The sequence below is a fragment of the Cohnella nanjingensis genome, assembly GCF_014212125.1.
In the GTDB taxonomy this organism is placed as follows: domain Bacteria; phylum Bacillota; class Bacilli; order Paenibacillales; family Paenibacillaceae; genus Cohnella; species Cohnella nanjingensis.
On sequence record NZ_JACJVP010000071.1, the window covers coordinates 43,733 to 59,524 of the forward strand.

Here is a 15,792-nt window from a genome sequence, read left to right on the forward strand (position 1 = left end):
GCTGTTGTCAACGCTCTCCACTCCCTCTCTCCTCGGCATGCGGTTGAAGCAGCACTTGCGGCACGCCTAGCGCCGGATGCCGCGTGACGAGCGGTTCGATGCCGTAGATCTCCGAGATCCGCTCCGCCGTCAGTATCTCTTGCGGCGAGCCTACGCCCACGATGCGCCCCCGGTTCAGGAGCAGCAGCCGATCGCAGTAGAGCGCCGCCAGATTCAAGTCGTGAAGCACGGCCACGACCGTAAGCTTCGCCTCCCGCTGCCATTCGCGGATACGGTCCATCAGTTGAATCTGCCGGCCGATGTCCAGATAGGTGGTCGGTTCGTCCAGCAGCAAGAGCCTCGGCCGCTGGGCCATCGCCTTGGCGAGGGCGACGCGCTGCTTTTCCCCGCCGCTTAGTTGATCGATCGTGCGTTCCTCCAGCGATTGTAGCCCCAGCTTCGCGAGGATCGTATCGATCTGCCGCCCCGCGTCTTCCGCCTCTTCGCCGAGCCAGTTCTGGAACGGGAACCGCCCCATCTCCACGACCTCGCGCACCGTGAAGCCTACCGGCGGCAGCGCCTCTTGCTCCAGGACGGCGAGCCACTTGGCCAGCTCCTTCCGGCTGTATTCGCCGACAAGGCGTCCCGCGCGTCCGCTGCCGTCTCCCGCGTCGCCGAGCCGGACTTCGCCGGCATCCGCCTTCTCGATGCCGGAGATCAGCTTCAGCAGCGTCGACTTGCCGCTGCCGTTCGGCCCCAGGATGCCGAAGAACGCACCCTCGTTCACCTGGAAGCCGACGTCGGACAGCACCTTCGCGCTTCCGTAGTTTTTCTCCACCCCTTGTACTTCGATCATGGCCTCACCCCCTCGCTCCATGCTTGTTCCTGCGCAGCAGATAGGCGAAGAACGGCGCCCCGAGGAAGGCCGTGACGACCCCGATCGGGATCTCCGTCGGGCTGAGCAGCGTCCGCGCGAGCGTGTCCGCCCACAGCATGTACGCGCCGCCGAGCAGCGCCGACAACGGCAGCAGCAGCCGGTAGTCCGGCCCGGCCAGCAGGCGGACCAGATGCGGCACGACCAAGCCGACGAAGCCGATGATGCCAACGATGGACACGGCCGCCGCCGTCATGAACGTGCTCACGACGAGCACCGTCAGCTTCGTTCTCTCCACCCGGATGCCCAGGTGCGCCGCTTGGCGCTCCCCAAGCGCGAACAGGTTCAGCGACCGGGCGTAACCGAGGAGCACGACGAGACCGATGGCCAGATAAGGCGCGAGCACCGCGGAGAACGACCATCCCCGCAGCGCGAGGCTGCCCAGCATCCAGAATACGATCTCGTTGATGACCTTGTCCGACATCGAGACCATGAACGATACCATCGATCCCAGAAATGCTTGCAGCACGACGCCCGCGAGCAGCAGCGTCTCCATCCGGATGCGGCCCTGCACCCGCGCCAGCCGCAGGACGAGCGCCAGACTGAGCAGTCCCGTCGCGAACGCCACGATCGGGATCGTCCACTGCGCGTACAGGGCGCCGAAGCTGAGGCCGGTCAGGATGAGAAACGCGGCTCCGACCGCGGACCCGGAAGCCACGCCGAGGGTGTAGGGATCCGCCAGCGGATTGCGCAGTACGCCCTGAAAACCCGCCCCCGCCAGAGACAAGCATGCGCCGGCGAGGATGGCGAGCACGATGCGGGGCAAGCGGATTTTCAGAATGATCTGCTCGGACGCATCCGGCCAGCGGGGCTGGATCGCATGGGACAAGCCGGGCAGCCTGGAGAGCAGAATGCCCCAGACGTCGGCGAGCGGGAGGCGCGCCGAGCCCAGGGACAGACTGACGACGGCGGACAGGAGCAGGAGCGCGAAGCTCGCTCCCCCCCATATCAGCACTTTGCGTCGCACGCTATTTCACCAAGTCGGGGTAGACCGCTTTGGCGACGGCCAGCAGCCCTTGCGTTAGGCGCGGTCCCGGACGCGACAGCAGATCTTGATCCAGCCCGACGATCCGGTTATCCTTGATCGCTTGAATCTTGTCCCAGCCGCTGCGGCCGCGGATGAGCTCTTCGAGCGTCTTGCCGGATTGGTCGTCCTTGACGCCTTGGGTGAAGAGGATGACGTCCGGATTGCGCTGCACGATCGTCTCTTCGTTGATTTGGTTCCAGCCCTCGGTATCTCCCGCGACGTTCTCGCCGCCCGCGAGCGTGATGATCTCGTCCATAAACTCGCCCTTGCCGACCGTCCATCCCGGGGAGAACTCGACATAGACCTTCTTCTTCTCTTCTTGCTTCAATCCGCCGACCGCGTCCTTCACCTTCTGAACGTCGGCCTTCATCGATGCGACGACCGCTTCCGCTTGCGCTTGGCGGTTCGTGATGACGCCGATCTGCAGAATGCCGTTCATCACGTCGTCCAGCGTCTTCGCATCCGTCTTGTATACGTTCAGCTTCAGATCGCGGAACTTCGCGACGACGTCTTCCTTCATGGAGATGCCCGTGATGACGAGGTCCGGCGTCAGCCCGACGATCGCTTCTTCGTTCGGCTTCGTCACGCCGCCGACTTTGGTCTTCGTCGTCGCTTCTTCCGGGTAATTGTCATAGTCGGAGACCCCGACGACCTGGTCGTTCAGGCCAAGCGCGAACAGCATCTCCGTCTCCGCAGGCGACGTCGAGACGATGCGCTCCGGCGCTTTGTCGAACGTGAACGACTGTCCCGTCGCATCCTGGACGGTTATCGGATACTGCGTCTCTTTGCCTTCCGGGCTCGCCGCAGGCGACGAGGCGGATGCCGAAGCCGTCGCGGACGGGCTGGCGGCCGCTCCCGAGCCGGATGCCTCGGGCGCATCGTCCTTCGCCCCGCATGCAGCCATAACCGCCAGCATAGCAGCCAATACGAATCCCCATAGATAACGCTTCATAAATCCATCTTCCCCTTCTGCAAACCTTAGAGTATGGCGAGAAGCGCTTCACGCATCGGAATGATTCAACCGGGCGAGCCGTGCAACGAAGAAAACCCCCATCTTCCGTAAGGGAAGAAGGGGGTCAGCGGATCAAGTGAAGTGAACGCTTCGCGGGCGATGAATGGATAGGTTCGCAGCCGCTGCGCACATTTTCCTGATGGAGCCGATCCTTTTCCACGAAGGATTTCGTTGGCTAAGCGCAGATAGGCAGGTCTCCTGGCTGTCGGGTGCTGCGACTTCCTCGCCTTCCCATCCCTTGCGGAACAGTGGCATTACGAGGTCGTCCCCGATTTACAGTGGCGGGACCGCGCCGGATTCGCACCGGCTTCCCTTTTAACCCCGGCCGACGCGCGCGTCGGACAAGGCACCTACTGGCTGTAAATTCATTCGTTTGGTCAAGCGTTCTTTCGCTGTTCGCATTATAGCCTATGTCGCTGGCAAAGGGTAGTCTTTGTTTGCCAATACCCGTCTCCGCAAAAAGGCGTCCGGAAAAAACCATCGCTTAATAGTAAAGCAAGCTTTACATTATGTAAAGTTTTCTTTACAATATGTGAAGGTAAGTTTACTTTGTAGGGAGATGAAAGTGAAATGGGGGAACAAGACCGGCAATTAACCAATCGAATTGCCGTTTTAAGATCCGAACGCAAAATGACGCAAAAGGATTTAGCCGAAAAGGCCGGAGTCAGCAGGCAAACCATCATTTCCATTGAGAATAAAAAATATACCCCTTCTTTAGCGCTGGCTTTTGAAATCGCCCATGCGCTTGAAGCTGAAATTACGGAAGTATTTCAATATGAATTTCAGGGAGGAGATTAAAGAATGGAAACGGTATTAACGATTACGAACGGATTATCGGGCATTGCTTTTCTAGCGTGCATAGGACTTGTTATTTTAGTGGCCAAAGAAGGACAGGATGAACGCGCAAGACTTTTGGGATATAAACTTTTCAGCTTCTTATTCGTTTTCTTAATTGGCGGCTTGTCCCTCATCATTTGTTATACAGGCTGGAAGACGATAGATTACGTCATATTGCGGATTTGCATGACGACGCTAATGTCTTTAACGATATTTGTCGGTTTATTTTATTGGATGATCATCCGCAAGAAATATTAAGGCATGCCTAATGAGGAGGGGTTGGAATGGTTCGTTACTATTCGATAGCTATCGGCATCATTATCGCAGATCATGTGGTTAAATGGCTTGTATCGGCCTACATGGCGATTGGACAACAAATAACCATCATACCCGGCGTGTTCGGATTGGCTTCCGTCCGCAATAGAGGCGCTGCCTTTGGGATGCTGCAAGACCAGCGGAGCTTCTTTCTTATCGCTACGTCTGTGGTTCTGGTCGGCGTGAGTCTCTACCTGCGCAAAACTTACCGCGAGAAAAAGCTCCTCTCCTATGGTTTGGCTCTTATTTTAGGCGGAGCGCTCGGTAATTTTATCGATCGTGTCTTTAAAGGGGAAGTGGTGGACATGCTTCATGTTCGCTTTATCGATTTCCCGGTATTCAATGTTGCGGATTCCTTCCTATGCATGGGGGTCCTTATCCTGTTGATCGATTCCTGGAGGGACGCTCGGACGAATCGATCGTCTAGTGGCTTGCCGTCGGCTTAACCATACATTGAACCCCTTGAAGAAGCCCAACGCTCGCTCCCCTAACCCTAAAAAAGGCCGGACGCTCTTGCGTCCGGCCTTTCTCTGCTATGCTTGCTGCTGGCTGGCCGCGATCGCTTGATCCAGATCCGCCAGGATGTCGATGATCGACTCCGTGCCGACCGACAGCCGGATCAGACCCGCGCTGACGCCGCTCGCCTCTTGCTGCTCTTCGGTCAGCTGTTGATGCGTCGTGCTCGCCGGATGGATGATCAGCGACTTCGAGTCGCCGACATTCGCCAAGTGCGAGAATAGCTTCACCGACGCGATCAGCTTTTTGCCCGCCTCTACGCCGCCTTTGATGCCGAACGTGAGGATCGCGCCCTGCCCCTTCGGCAAATATTTGCGCGCCAGCTCGTACGAAGGATGTCCTTCGAGCCCCGTATAGCTCACCCAGTCCACAGCCTCGTGCGCCTGCAGGTACTTCGCCACCGCCAGCGCGTTGGAACTGTGCCGCTCCATCCGCAGGTGCAGCGTCTCCAGCCCCTGCAGCAGCAGGAACGAGTTGAACGGCGAGATCGCCGAGCCCAGGTCGCGCATCAGTTGGACGCGAGCCTTGATGATGTAGGCGATCGGACCGACGGCTTCGGTATACACGACGCCGTGATAGCTCGGGTCCGGCGTCGTCAACCCCGGGAACTTGCCGCTCGCCGCCCAGTCGAACTTGCCGCCGTCGACGATGACCCCGCCGATCGACGTGCCGTGGCCGCCGATGAACTTCGTCGCCGAATGCACGACGATGTCCGCGCCGTGCTCGATCGGACGAAGCAGGTAAGGGCTAGGGAACGTATTGTCCACGATGAGCGGAATGCCGTGCTCATGCGCGATCTTGGCGACCGCTTCGATGTCGAGCACATCCCCTTTCGGGTTGCCGATCGTCTCGGCGTACAGCGCTTTGGTCTTGTCGGTGATCGCCGCGCGGAAGTTCTCCGGGTTGGACGAATCGACGAACTTCACGTTCAAGCCCAGCTTCGGCAGCGTGGTCGAGAACAGGTTGTACGTGCCGCCGTACAGCGTGGACGAGGAGACGATCTCGTCGCCGACGCCGGCGATGTTGAGCAGCGAGAAGGTGATCGCAGCCTGCCCCGAAGCAGTCGCTAGCGCGGCCGCGCCGCCTTCGAGGGCGGCGATGCGGTTCTCGAACACGTCCGAGGTCGGGTTCATGATCCGCGAGTAGATGTTGCCGAATTCCTTGAGCGCGAACAGATTCGCCGCGTGCTCCGCGTCCTTGAAGCCATAAGAGGTCGTCTGGTAGATCGGCACCGCGCGCGATTGGGTCGTCGGATCGATCGTCTGGCCCGCATGGACGGCGAGGGTCTCCGGTTGGTACTGAGGTTCGTTAGCCATATTCTTTCACGCTCCATTTCGAAGGGATGAGGTTTATCGTAATTCTTTCGCGCTTTAACCCCTGAATTCCTCCATGGAAGCTTGCCATTTTATGAATTCCTTTGTCACTTTCCTACAATTTCTTCTCTTCTATTAGACATCATGTATATTACTTCACAAAATAGGCTCAAAGGCACGGGGATCCTGGCGCGTGGGGGGTTGATTCATCTCGTTCGATCCTCATTCCCGAAGATGATTGGAGATCGCATGCCGGCGCCGGCGATTCGGTTCCCCGGTTAGCCGACCCTAGCGCCGGCGGGAAGGTTCAAACAGGCGGCACCGGCACCCTTAGCCTGGCCGATTAAGCCGAATGGAATCCGATCTGATACGGGGTGCCCGAACCGCCGCTGCCCGCATTGCTCAGCCAGTCCCCTCTGCGTCCTTTGTTCAGGTCGCTCCGCAGGTCGGAGATGAGCCGCTCCAGATCGATCTGGTCCTCGTAATGCTGCTGCAGCGCGGCGGATACGTACAGCTCGCTCAGCTGGGCCAGCGAGAAGCCTTCCGTGCGCCGGGCCGCGTGGGCGACCTGCTCTTCGTCCGCCAGCTTGCCGAGGCCTTTGCGCAGCAGATAGGCGAGCCGCATCTCTTCGTCCGGCAGCTTCACCTCGTAGGCCCGGTCGAATCGGCCGGCGCGATTCATCAAGGCCGGGTCGATGTTCTCCGGGTAGTTCGTCGTCCCGATCAGGAAGACGCCCTCCTTGGAAGTCGCGCCGTCCAGAATGTTCAGGAAAAAGGAGCGGCACGAAGTCGGCATCGAATCGATGTCCTCGATGACGAGCACGGTCGGCGCTTGCTTGACCGCTGCCGCGAACACTTCCTGGATCGACTCGCTGGTCGTATACTCCGTGATCTGCCAATACGAGACGGGGGCGTCGACGCTGCCCGCGATGGACTTCACCAGCGTCGTCTTGCCGTTGCCGGGACGCCCGTAGAGCAGGATGCCCCGTTTATACGGAATCTCGTACGTTTGGAAGAACGCCCGGTCCTTGGAGAAGAACTCGTCGATCGAGCGGAAGATCTGCGTCTTGAGCGCTTCGTCCATGATCACGTCGTCCCGCGTCACCGCCTGGGAGATCGGCTCCCGGCTCCGGTCGAGCCCGTCCTTCGTGTCGGTGTAGATGTTCATCTTCCGTTCCATGACCTGCCGCCCCTGCATCGCTTGGAGGCAGGCGCGTAGCCCTTCGTCGCTCTCCGCGAAGATCAGGTCCTCGGTCCCGAGGCCATAGTTCACGAGCGTCGGCACGCGGGCGAACGCCACCCGGTGCTCGGGGTAGGCGAAGACGTTGTTGCGCACCGACGGACGAATCTCGTAATTCGTCTCGCCGAGCTTCGGCTCGAAGACGAACTGGCGGGTCTCCACCAGATCGAACACGCTCGCCACGAAGTCCAGCGCCGGATAGCCCGACGAGATGTCCTCCTCGAGGCCGTCCCAGACGTCGTCCTGGTCTTCTTGGTAATAGAGTTTGAAGTCGCAGCCGTACTTGTCCGACAGCAGCCGGGAGATGCCCCCGACCGTCGCGGCGTAGTCGAAGTACGCATCCGCGTCTTCGCGTCCCCGCTCGCCGAAACGCGCCACGAAAGCTTGTTTTCGGATTGCTTCAGCTTGGATAGGATTGCTCATGTTCGAATTCACCTGTTAATCGTTTATAGTCTTGATCGCCCGCTCGGAGCCAATGCCAAAAAACCGCAAGCCACGGCTCGCGGTTCCACGTAAAGGTCAATCGTCGGACGGGAAACGCGGGCGGCAGCCCGAATGTCCCGTCGTCTCATACGCAGACGCCAGAAGAGGTCCATGGACGAACGAGAGGCGGCAGCGACGGCAGCGTCGATGGCGCAGGAGACTGAAGCGACTGCAAACGGCAATTCCACGCCTTCATGGTCCGCGGACCTCCTCTCATAGAAGATGTAGCTTATATTAAACAAGTCTGGCGCCGAATGTCAATCTCGAATTACAGCAGCTTCAGCGAAGTCGGCTCGATCGCCGCCAGATCGCGAATCTCCGACAGCTTGCGCCACGGATCGCCCTCTCCGAGATAGGTGAGGGAGAAGGGCCCATGGAAGCCGGCATGCCGCGCCAGATCCGCGCACTTGCGGAAATCCGTCGAATCCAGCTGCCCGCCGCCATCCTCCGACGCCTTGGCATGGATCGTCTCCGCTTGCGGAAGAATCTCCTTCAGCTGCCGGTATTTGTCGTCTTTGAAGTTGCCGAAGTCCGCCGTCAGCCCGACCTCGCCGCCACAAGCCTTCAACAGCTTAAGCACGGCTTCCGAGCGCGACAGCAGCCGTCCGAGATTCTCCGTCACGAGCCGGATCCCGGCTCGTCCGGCGAAGCCCGCAAGCCCGGTCAGCATCTCCGCCGCTCTGGCCAGCGCCGCTTCGTCTCCCGGCGGCGCGTCGCCCGCGCCGATGCGGACCCGGCGGAATCCCGCCTGCTCGGCCGACCGGATCCATCGGCGGTAGAGCGCCTCCTCCGCGCGCCGGCGCGGCTCGCTCGCCGTGGAGGCGTCGCCGAAGTCGAGCAGCAGCGACGTGAGCGCGACGCCGGCCCGTTCGGCGTCGGCGCGCAGGCGGCGGAGCCCGTCCTCGGACGTGTCGCGCAGATGGACGTAAGCCAGCTCGACGCCCAGGTATCCCTGCTCGCCGAGCTTCGCGATCAGTTCCGGCAGCGCCAGGCGGGCCGGCTCGTCCGCAGGCTCCGTCTTCACGACGTGCTTCTCTTCGGCCTCGTCCCACTCTATGACCTGCGTTGGCCCCATGATCCGATCGAACGACCAGCTATTGACGTGGCATTGCATACGCCTCTCCCCCTTCAGGTTGGATCGGACTACTACTCTATTTTTAAACCGCAGCGGCCTTGCTTAATCAATCGGGGGCAGTTCGCCGCCGAATAGATCCAACTGCTCGGGCACGGCGTCGGCCGGTTCAGGCGCCTCCGGATCACGGCCTTCGGGCGTGGGCAGGCCGAGCATGCCCATGAGCCGCTTCGCGTTCGGCGCGGCATCGCCGCCCGAGTTGTTGTTGAAGATCAGACAGATGTCGCGTGAATCCGCCTGCAGCGTCTGCAGCCGGTCGCGCCACTCGGCCAGCTCCGCGTCGCTGTAACGGTATAGGTAGCGGACCTCGCGCCAGTTCGGCGCGCTGCTCTGGTGCCAGCCCGCCGCGTTCCGGCCGTGCATCCGGACGATCGTCAGCGCCGGATGCGTCGCCGCGAGTACCGTAGGCACCGACCCCGTCCCGGCCTGCGGTTCGTCGCAGACGCTGTGGATCCAGCCCTCGTCCGCCATGAATCCGAGCGTCTTGTCCCGCCATTCCGGCGCGAACCAGCTCTGATGGCGGAACTCCAGCGCGCAGGGCAGCCCTTCCATCCGCGCCCGCGTCTCCCGCAGCAGCTTCACGTTCTCGCGGTTGCAATCGAACCACGGCGGATATTGAAAGAGCGCGGCCTTCAGCTTGCCGGCTTCCCGGGCCGGCTCGATCGAGTCGCGGAAGGCCGCGTACATCTCGCCCGAATCCGCATAGTAGCTCTTGCCCCGCAGATGGCCGGTCATCTCCTGATACGCCTTCACGACGAAGGAGAAGGACGGCGGCGTATCTTCGACCCAGCGCGCGAACCGCTCCTTGGGCTGAATGGCGTAGAAGGAGCTGTCCACCTCCACGACGGGAAAATGCCGGGCGTACGTCCGCAGTCGGTCTTTGGCCTTCAAGCCCGGCGGATACAGCGCGTCCTGATCGCCCCAGCCGGCCAGTCCGATCTCGATCATCGCATCGCCTCCCGGACGGCTTTCGCCTGCCTTACTTGATTGCGCCCGCCCTGCTTGGCCGCATAGAGCGCGCGATCCGCCCCGGCGACGAGCGCATGCGCGCCGGGGAGCGCCGAACCTCGCACGGCCGCGACGCCCGCGCTGACCGTCACGCCGTTCGTCGGCGCGCCCGCGTGCGGGATGCGGGCCGCTTCGACGGCGGCCCGCATCTTCTCCGCGAGCCGCGTCGCTTCGGACAGGTTCGCCCCCGGGAGGATCACCGCGAACTCCTCGCCTCCGTATCGGGCGACGATGTCTTCATCGGTGCGCAGGCAAGCCTTCGCCGCGGCGGCGACTTGGATGAGCGCCCGGTCTCCGGCCTGGTGGCCGTAGGTGTCGTTGTAGCTCTTGAAGGCGTCGATATCGAACAGCACGAGCGCGAGCGGGCGATCCTCAGTGGCCGCACGCGACCATTCGCGGTCCAGCGCCTGATCGAAATGCCGGCGGTTCGGGATCTCGGTGAGCCCGTCCAACAGCGAGAGCTGACGCAGCATCTCGTTCGCCTTGCGAAGCGCCTCTTCGGCGCGCTTGCGCTCCGTGATATCGGTCGCGACGCCCATATAGCCGATATATACGCCGATCTCGTCCTTCACGGGCGTCACGATCAGATTGATGCGCAGACGCGTGCGGTCCTTGCGGACGAAGGTCCATTCCCGCTCGTCCGCCAGACCGCGTTTCGCCCGCTCCGTCAGGACATCGAAGCCCTTCACGCCGCGGCCGATCATCTCCTTCGCGCGGTAGCCGAACATCAGCTCGGCCCCCCTGTTGAACAGCGTGATTCTGCCGTTCAGATCGGCCGCGACGATGGAGACGCCCGAAGCCGACCGCAGGATCGCCTCCTGCATCGAATGCAGCTGCCGGTATCGCTCCTCGCTGGCCCTGAGCTCCTGCGTCAAGCGGTTGGCCGAAGCGAAGTAGGCGGTCAGCCCCGCCACGAAGATCCCTCCTAGCACAATGAGCGGCGCCATGCGGGGCAGTATCGTTAGGCTGTCGCGCCCGAGCAGGTAGGTCAGCGTCCCCGTCAGGCAGATCAAACTGAGCAGCAGCGAGTAGAACCACATCCGGCCGGTATGGCCGCGAACCGCCCGGGAGATCAGTCCGCTCCCCAAGGCGAGCGTCAAGGCCGAGATCGACGCCACGATCGACGAGTGATTCAGACCGCCGAACAGCAGCACGCGCCCTATGACGGTGATCAGACCGGTCAGCATGGACGCATAGAGACCGCCGAAGGCGGCCGAAGAGATAATCATCAGCTGACGGAAATCGAGAATCGTCTTCGGGCCCACGCTGACGCTAAAGTACATCAGGAGAATCGCGAAGATGCCGTAAACGGCGCCGGCGATCGTCTTCGTCCGCAGGCTCGGACGCAGGCCCGCCACCTTTTGCCCGAAGAGCAGGTTGTAAGCGAATAGAAATGCGGTAAGCAGCGCGAAATTCGCCACGAGGTCATTGGTCATCGAAAATATGTTCACATCCCGGAGCATCGGTACTCATTTCTTACATTTTACTACAATTCCCGGGGAAATGAAGTCTAGCGGAGCACGAACAGCAGAATCGCGAAGAAGTGAGCCACGGACCCCGCCAGCACGAAGACGTGCCATACGGCATGATGATAAGGGAACGCGCGCCACATATAGAAGACCGAACCGATCGTATAGAGCAGGCCGCCGGCGACGAGGAGCCGGATGCCGCCGGGCATGAGCGCCTCCGTAAGCGGGCCCCAGGCGAATACGATAAGCCAACCCATGAGCAGATAGAACAGCGTCGAGAGGAAGAGGAACTTCTTCGTGAAGAAGGCTTTGAAGACGACGCCGCCGATCGCGATGCTCCACACGAGCCCGAACAGCGTCCAGCCCAAAGGACTGCGCAATACGGTGAGCAGAATCGGCGTATACGTGCCGGCGATGAACAGGTAGATGCAGGAATGGTCGAACGTCTCGAACAAGTCCTTCAGCTTGCCTTCCTGCACGGCGTGGACGAGCGTCGAGGCCGTATAGAGGAGCAGCATGGTCGTGCCGTAGATCGTGAAGCTCGTCACGTGCCAGACGGTCCCCTTCAAGCTCGCGTAGACGACCAGCAGCACGAGCGCCGCGACGCTCAAGACCGCGCCGATCCCATGCGTGATGGCATTCGCGACCTCTTCTCTTCGGGTGTATACATACGTGTTCGCCATGGCTGTTCACTCCTTGCCCGGATGAGCCTGTCTTGGATTAGCCTCTATTGTACCACTCGTCGCGGCAGAAGGCGAAAAGCGGAGAACCGGTGTCGACGCATGGCAGCCCAGTAGGCTCCTGTATCGTATTCCGCAGGCTGTCGACTTGGTGACAAACGGGCTTCCATTGCCGCAAGGCTTCGCTGTCCAGGGCAGCGCGAGGAAAGTGACGAGAGGCGATCCTCCCGCCAGGGCAAAGCGGCAGACCGCGATGCGACGCACGAAAAAAACAAAGCGGCCGGGCGCCGGGAGATCCCGCCGTTGTCCGGCCGCTTCAGGGACGCGATGGCGTCCCTGTCCGTTATCTCTTCTTCTCCTGCCCGCCGACCAGCTGCTTCAGCTCGTTCACGAGCGTATCCAGCCGGCCGTAATCCTCCACGATGGCGTTGATCTTGCCGTTCTGATGCGCCATGTTGGCGGACACTTGTTGGATGGAAGCCATGTTCTCTTCCGCGGCGGCGGCGATCTGATCGGAGTCGCCCGCGATGCCCGCGTACTTCTCGCGGACATATTCGGCCGAAGCGTAGGCTTCGTCCGCCTGCGACTTCACCCGTTCGCTGTTCGCGGCGATGTCGGACATGATCCGCTCGACCTGACGGCTCGCGTCGTGGCTCGCCGCGACCGCCGATTGGCCGAGATGGACTTGGCGGCTGACCGCCTCGATCTGCGCGCGGACCGTCTCCAGGATGCTCGCGATCTCGCCCGTCGCCTGACGGGAATGGTCCGCGAGCTTGCGCACCTCGCCGGAGACGACCGCGAAGCCTCTGCCGTGCTCGCCGGCCCGGGCCGCTTCGATCGCGGCATTCAGCGCGAGCAAGTTGGTCTGCTCCGCGATCTCGCCGATCGTGCCGATGATGTCGCTCACCCGGGCGTTCTGCTCGCCTAGCGCCTCCATGAGCTGCACGGTACCCCCGACGATGGCGCGCACCCGCTCGACCTCCACCGCCAGCACGCCGATCTCTCCGCTGCCTGCCTGCGTGAGCTGCGCCGTATCGGCGGACAACTGGCGGAGGCGGTCCGTCCCGTCCGCGAGACCGGAGATGACCTCCTCCACTTCCTGTACCGAGCCGGATACGCTGATGACCGCGTTGCTCTGGCTCTCGATCGCTTGGGTCATCTCCACGAAGGTGGAGGTCGCCTCCTTGGAGATCCGGCCGGTCGCCTGGACGTCTTCCTTCTGTTGCGCGCTGAACCCGCTGAGCAGCTGAATCGAGGACTCGAGCTTGTCGACCAGCCGATCGGACAGCTCCTTGGCCGCGACGGCTTGTCCCTTCTCCTCCGTCACTTGGCGCTGCAGCTGCGCGCCGAACCGCGAGGAGGCGGCCAGCGCCGCCGTCACGAAGACGAGATAGAGGCAGAGATACAGCAGAGAGTCGTGGGGGAACAGTCGCTCGCTGAACTTCGGATCGAAGAACAGGTAGGTGCTGGTCCCCAGACCGAGAACGCCGGCCAGCAGGATCGGCTTGTAGTTCGCGTAGAGCGTCATCAGGGCTATGTTGACGTAGACCAGGAAGTAGGTGCTCACGATCGGATTCGGATCCGATACGATGAGCAGCACCGTGAGCAGCGCCAAGACGACGGGCACGAGATACATGACGTATCCCGTCAAGATCCGTTTGTACGTCAGCACCGTCGCCAACCCGCACATGACCGTTCCGGTGACGACCAAGATGAGAATCATGCGGAGGGGCAGCGCCGCGCCGAGGTCGGCGAGGATGCCGAGCAGGAGCATGCCCCACAATATTTTGACGTAGAGCCGATTTCTTCTGTCCAATACCGTTAATTCGCTCATGTTGACCGCCTTTGTCCAGGAAGTGATTAGATCGATTGAAGGGCGGAGCATTCCGGCGGGTTCATGGCGAATTCCCGGAACGACAGCCACTCGTATTGCTCTGGATTCTCGTACATCCGCTTCATGTCGAAAATGACCGGAATGACTTGATCCCCTTTGTAAAATTTGGCGGGCCCCGCCTTCTCCATCGGAACGCGGTAGGTGATGCGCAAGGCCCGATAAAAGACCGGCTCAAGCAGCGAGACAAAGTAGTGGTAGCCGTTCTCCTTCGCGAAATGGACCGCCGACGACAGCAGCTCGGACGTATAGGCGCCCCGCGACTCCTTGAGCAGCGCGATCTTGTCGATCTCGGCCACCTTCGCCGGGTCCGCCGCAACGCTCGGATGGGCGCCGAACGGAGCGATCGCTTCGAGCGGGCTGTCCGTCGGCGTATAGGGCTTGAACTCCGCGGAGCCGACGTATTCCCCTTGGGGAGTGATGACCACGTACCGGCCGAGGACATCGGTCGAGAATTCGAACTCGAACCCCTTCTCTCGCCATGCCGTCATCCAGATGAAATTGAATAGCGCGGCTTCAATGTCATTCTCGATTTGCTTGAACAAGTCTTCCACTCCTAGGGCTTCTCTCTCTGTCTATTTGGGATGCCCCCTTTTTTCAAGCGGTCAATCGGTCGTTAATCCCAGCTCCTTCCACTCCTAAACTACTAATTTTGTCGGAAAACCAAGGCCTATTTTGAAGAGGGTTTGAAAATATTTAAGTTCATAGGCTTACTTGGTATTAAGTTGAATTAACCATATCCGACGCGCGAAATCAACCCTTTGTTTGGAAAAGCCTAACATATCATCGCGGAATCATCGCCGAAATCGGAAGGGATGGGTTGCGCCCGGGTCTAACGGGTAATGGCTAATACGACTTAATCTGGAGGTGCCAGCGATGGAGAAGAGAAAGTTCGGCCAGACGGATATGAACGTATCCGTACTCGGATTCGGCAGCGCGGAGATCGGAATGGATACGGCTCCCATCACTTCGAAGGAAGCGGAAACGCTGCTGGGCGACGTGCTGGATCAAGGCGTGAACGTGATCGATACCGCATCCAGCTACAAAGCCAGCGAAGGCTTGATCGGGCAGGCGATATCGAACCGGAGGCGCGAGTATTATCTGTTCAGCAAGCTGGGCGAAGGCGAGAGCGTCGGCCTGCCATACCCGGATTGGGACGTGCGGAATGTGCAGCCTAGCATAGAGCGGTCGCTGAAGGACCTGAAGACCGATTATCTGGACCTGCTGCTCATCCACAGTTGCTCGGAGGCGGTGCTGCGCCAAGGCGATCTTGTCGAAGCGGTGCGGAAGCTCAAGCGGGACGGCGTCGTTCGCTATATCGGCTACAGCGGAGACAGCACCGACGCCCTCTACGCTATCCGCACGGACGTGTTCGACGCGCTGGAGACGTCCGTGAACATCGCGGACCAGGAGGCGCTGTCGCTCACCCTGACCGAAGCCGCGAAGCGCAGTATGGGCGTTATCGCGAAGCGCCCGATCGCGAACGCCATCTGGACCCGGGAGGGGCTGGAGAATGCGCCCGATCCTTACAAGGAGCGGCTGGACAAGCTCGACTATCCGTTCATGAAGCAGGAATCGGATGCGATCGCCGAGAAGGCGCTGCGCTTCGTGCTGTCCGTCCCTTATGTGGACACGGCGATCGTCGGGACGACGAATGCGTCGCACTTCAAGGACAACGTCCGTTACGCGGCCAAGGGCAAGCTGCCGGACCGCGAGATTCTCGAGATCCGCAACCGTTGGCTCGAAGCATGCGAGCCGGCCTGGGCCGGATTGAAGTAATTCGACTGCTTGAAGGACTACGGCCGCGCGAAGAAAACCGGCAGCGGATACCGCGCTGGCCCCAGACAAGTAAAACCGGCTTCGCCGTCCTCAGAAGAGGGCGAAGCTGTTTTATGGAAATGGGTGTTGGCCATTATCGCTTTCAGGGCTTACGCGCCTAATCATCGTAGGGAATAT

At 60.9% G+C, this 15,792-nt stretch carries 15 protein-coding genes and 1 riboswitch; of the genes, 4 read left to right on the forward strand and 11 right to left on the reverse strand.

All coding sequences use genetic code 11. The annotated features are described in order from the left end of the window. Window positions 1-7 precede the first annotated feature (7 nt). From H7C19_RS32315 to H7C19_RS32325, 3 genes are read right to left on the reverse strand one after another with little or no spacing between them, the layout of a single operon-like run. On the reverse strand, window positions 8-835 hold the full coding sequence (locus tag H7C19_RS32315) for an ABC transporter ATP-binding protein (RefSeq protein WP_185673204.1): 828 nt from the start codon (window positions 833-835) through the stop codon (window positions 8-10). Between the two features lie 4 nt (window positions 836-839). After that, on the reverse strand, window positions 840-1,880 hold the full coding sequence (locus H7C19_RS32320) for a FecCD family ABC transporter permease (RefSeq protein ID WP_185673205.1): 1,041 nt from the start codon (window positions 1,878-1,880) through the stop codon (window positions 840-842). A gap of 1 nt (window position 1,881) precedes the next feature. Continuing rightward, window positions 1,882-2,892, reverse strand: coding sequence for an ABC transporter substrate-binding protein (locus H7C19_RS32325; protein ID WP_185673206.1), 1,011 nt, complete (start codon window positions 2,890-2,892; stop codon window positions 1,882-1,884). A gap of 231 nt (window positions 2,893-3,123) precedes the next feature. After that, a riboswitch (cobalamin riboswitch) is annotated at window positions 3,124-3,321 on the reverse strand. Between the two features lie 201 nt (window positions 3,322-3,522). On the opposite strand from H7C19_RS32325, the gene H7C19_RS32330 reads away from it, so the two are divergent. From H7C19_RS32330 to lspA, 3 genes are read left to right on the forward strand one after another with little or no spacing between them, the layout of a single operon-like run. Continuing rightward, window positions 3,523-3,750 (forward strand): helix-turn-helix transcriptional regulator, encoded by a 228-nt coding sequence (locus H7C19_RS32330; RefSeq protein ID WP_185673207.1) that lies wholly within the window; start codon window positions 3,523-3,525, stop codon window positions 3,748-3,750. Between the two features lie 3 nt (window positions 3,751-3,753). Beyond that, window positions 3,754-4,047, forward strand: coding sequence for a hypothetical protein (locus H7C19_RS32335; RefSeq protein WP_185673208.1), 294 nt, complete (start codon window positions 3,754-3,756; stop codon window positions 4,045-4,047). Window positions 4,048-4,073: 26 nt separating this feature from the next. Then, window positions 4,074-4,550 carry a signal peptidase II gene (lspA, locus tag H7C19_RS32340; protein WP_185673209.1) on the forward strand — a complete coding sequence of 159 codons (477 nt, stop codon included), beginning with the start codon at window positions 4,074-4,076 and terminating at the stop codon, window positions 4,548-4,550. Window positions 4,551-4,637: 87 nt separating this feature from the next. Here the strand turns inward: lspA and H7C19_RS32345 are convergent, their stop codons facing one another. From H7C19_RS32345 to H7C19_RS32380, 8 genes are all read right to left on the reverse strand, one after another. After that, window positions 4,638-5,936, reverse strand: a complete 1,299-nt coding sequence (locus H7C19_RS32345; protein WP_185673210.1) for a homocysteine synthase — start codon at window positions 5,934-5,936, stop codon at window positions 4,638-4,640. A 340-nt stretch (window positions 5,937-6,276) separates the two neighbouring features. After that, a complete protein-coding gene (locus tag H7C19_RS32350) occupies window positions 6,277-7,596 on the reverse strand; it encodes an AAA family ATPase (RefSeq protein ID WP_185673211.1) in 1,320 nt (439 codons plus the stop codon). A 328-nt stretch (window positions 7,597-7,924) separates the two neighbouring features. After that, the gene (locus H7C19_RS32355) at window positions 7,925-8,770 is read right to left on the reverse strand and encodes a sugar phosphate isomerase/epimerase family protein (protein WP_185673212.1); all 846 of its coding nucleotides are present in this window, start codon (window positions 8,768-8,770) and stop codon (window positions 7,925-7,927) included. A gap of 63 nt (window positions 8,771-8,833) precedes the next feature. Next, complete coding sequence (locus tag H7C19_RS32360) at window positions 8,834-9,736, reverse strand: DUF72 domain-containing protein (RefSeq protein ID WP_185673213.1); 903 nt, start codon at window positions 9,734-9,736, stop codon at window positions 8,834-8,836. Continuing rightward, complete coding sequence (locus H7C19_RS32365) at window positions 9,733-11,232, reverse strand: diguanylate cyclase (RefSeq protein ID WP_185673214.1); 1,500 nt, start codon at window positions 11,230-11,232, stop codon at window positions 9,733-9,735. Before H7C19_RS32365 ends, H7C19_RS32360 begins: the two co-directional genes overlap by 4 nt. A 74-nt stretch (window positions 11,233-11,306) precedes the next feature. Continuing rightward, a complete protein-coding gene (gene trhA, locus H7C19_RS32370; protein ID WP_185673215.1) occupies window positions 11,307-11,948 on the reverse strand; it encodes a PAQR family membrane homeostasis protein TrhA in 642 nt (213 codons plus the stop codon). 340 nt (window positions 11,949-12,288) lie between these two features. Beyond that, window positions 12,289-13,779, reverse strand: coding sequence for a methyl-accepting chemotaxis protein (locus H7C19_RS32375; RefSeq protein ID WP_185673216.1), 1,491 nt, complete (start codon window positions 13,777-13,779; stop codon window positions 12,289-12,291). 26 nt (window positions 13,780-13,805) lie between these two features. Next, window positions 13,806-14,381: a hypothetical protein gene (locus tag H7C19_RS32380; RefSeq protein ID WP_185673217.1), complete on the reverse strand. Its 576-nt coding sequence runs from the start codon at window positions 14,379-14,381 to the stop codon at window positions 13,806-13,808. A 331-nt stretch (window positions 14,382-14,712) separates the two neighbouring features. Here H7C19_RS32380 and H7C19_RS32385 point away from each other — a divergent pair, with 331 nt between their 5' ends. Beyond that, entirely contained in the window at window positions 14,713-15,615 is a 903-nt protein-coding gene (locus H7C19_RS32385; RefSeq protein WP_185673218.1) for an aldo/keto reductase, read from the forward strand. Window positions 15,616-15,792 lie beyond the last annotated feature (177 nt).

Bases quoted from the DNA above. Each gene is read 5' to 3' on its own strand.
- H7C19_RS32315 (WP_185673204.1), bottom strand. From the start codon at position 835: ATGATCGAAGTACAAGGGGTGGAGAAAAACTACGGAAGCGCGAAGGTG.
- H7C19_RS32325 (WP_185673206.1), bottom strand. From the start codon at position 2,892: ATGAAGCGTTATCTATGGGGATTCGTATTGGCTGCTATGCTGGCGGTT.
- H7C19_RS32330 (WP_185673207.1), top strand. From the start codon at position 3,523: ATGGGGGAACAAGACCGGCAATTAACCAATCGAATTGCCGTTTTAAGA.
- H7C19_RS32335 (WP_185673208.1), top strand. From the start codon at position 3,754: ATGGAAACGGTATTAACGATTACGAACGGATTATCGGGCATTGCTTTT.
- lspA (WP_185673209.1), top strand. From the start codon at position 4,074: ATGGTTCGTTACTATTCGATAGCTATCGGCATCATTATCGCAGATCAT.
- H7C19_RS32345 (WP_185673210.1), bottom strand. From the start codon at position 5,936: ATGGCTAACGAACCTCAGTACCAACCGGAGACCCTCGCCGTCCATGCG.
- H7C19_RS32350 (WP_185673211.1), bottom strand. From the start codon at position 7,596: ATGAGCAATCCTATCCAAGCTGAAGCAATCCGAAAACAAGCTTTCGTG.
- H7C19_RS32355 (WP_185673212.1), bottom strand. From the start codon at position 8,770: ATGCAATGCCACGTCAATAGCTGGTCGTTCGATCGGATCATGGGGCCA.
- H7C19_RS32360 (WP_185673213.1), bottom strand. From the start codon at position 9,736: ATGATCGAGATCGGACTGGCCGGCTGGGGCGATCAGGACGCGCTGTAT.
- H7C19_RS32365 (WP_185673214.1), bottom strand. From the start codon at position 11,232: ATGACCAATGACCTCGTGGCGAATTTCGCGCTGCTTACCGCATTTCTA.
- trhA (WP_185673215.1), bottom strand. From the start codon at position 11,948: ATGGCGAACACGTATGTATACACCCGAAGAGAAGAGGTCGCGAATGCC.
- H7C19_RS32375 (WP_185673216.1), bottom strand. From the start codon at position 13,779: ATGAGCGAATTAACGGTATTGGACAGAAGAAATCGGCTCTACGTCAAA.
- H7C19_RS32385 (WP_185673218.1), top strand. From the start codon at position 14,713: ATGGAGAAGAGAAAGTTCGGCCAGACGGATATGAACGTATCCGTACTC.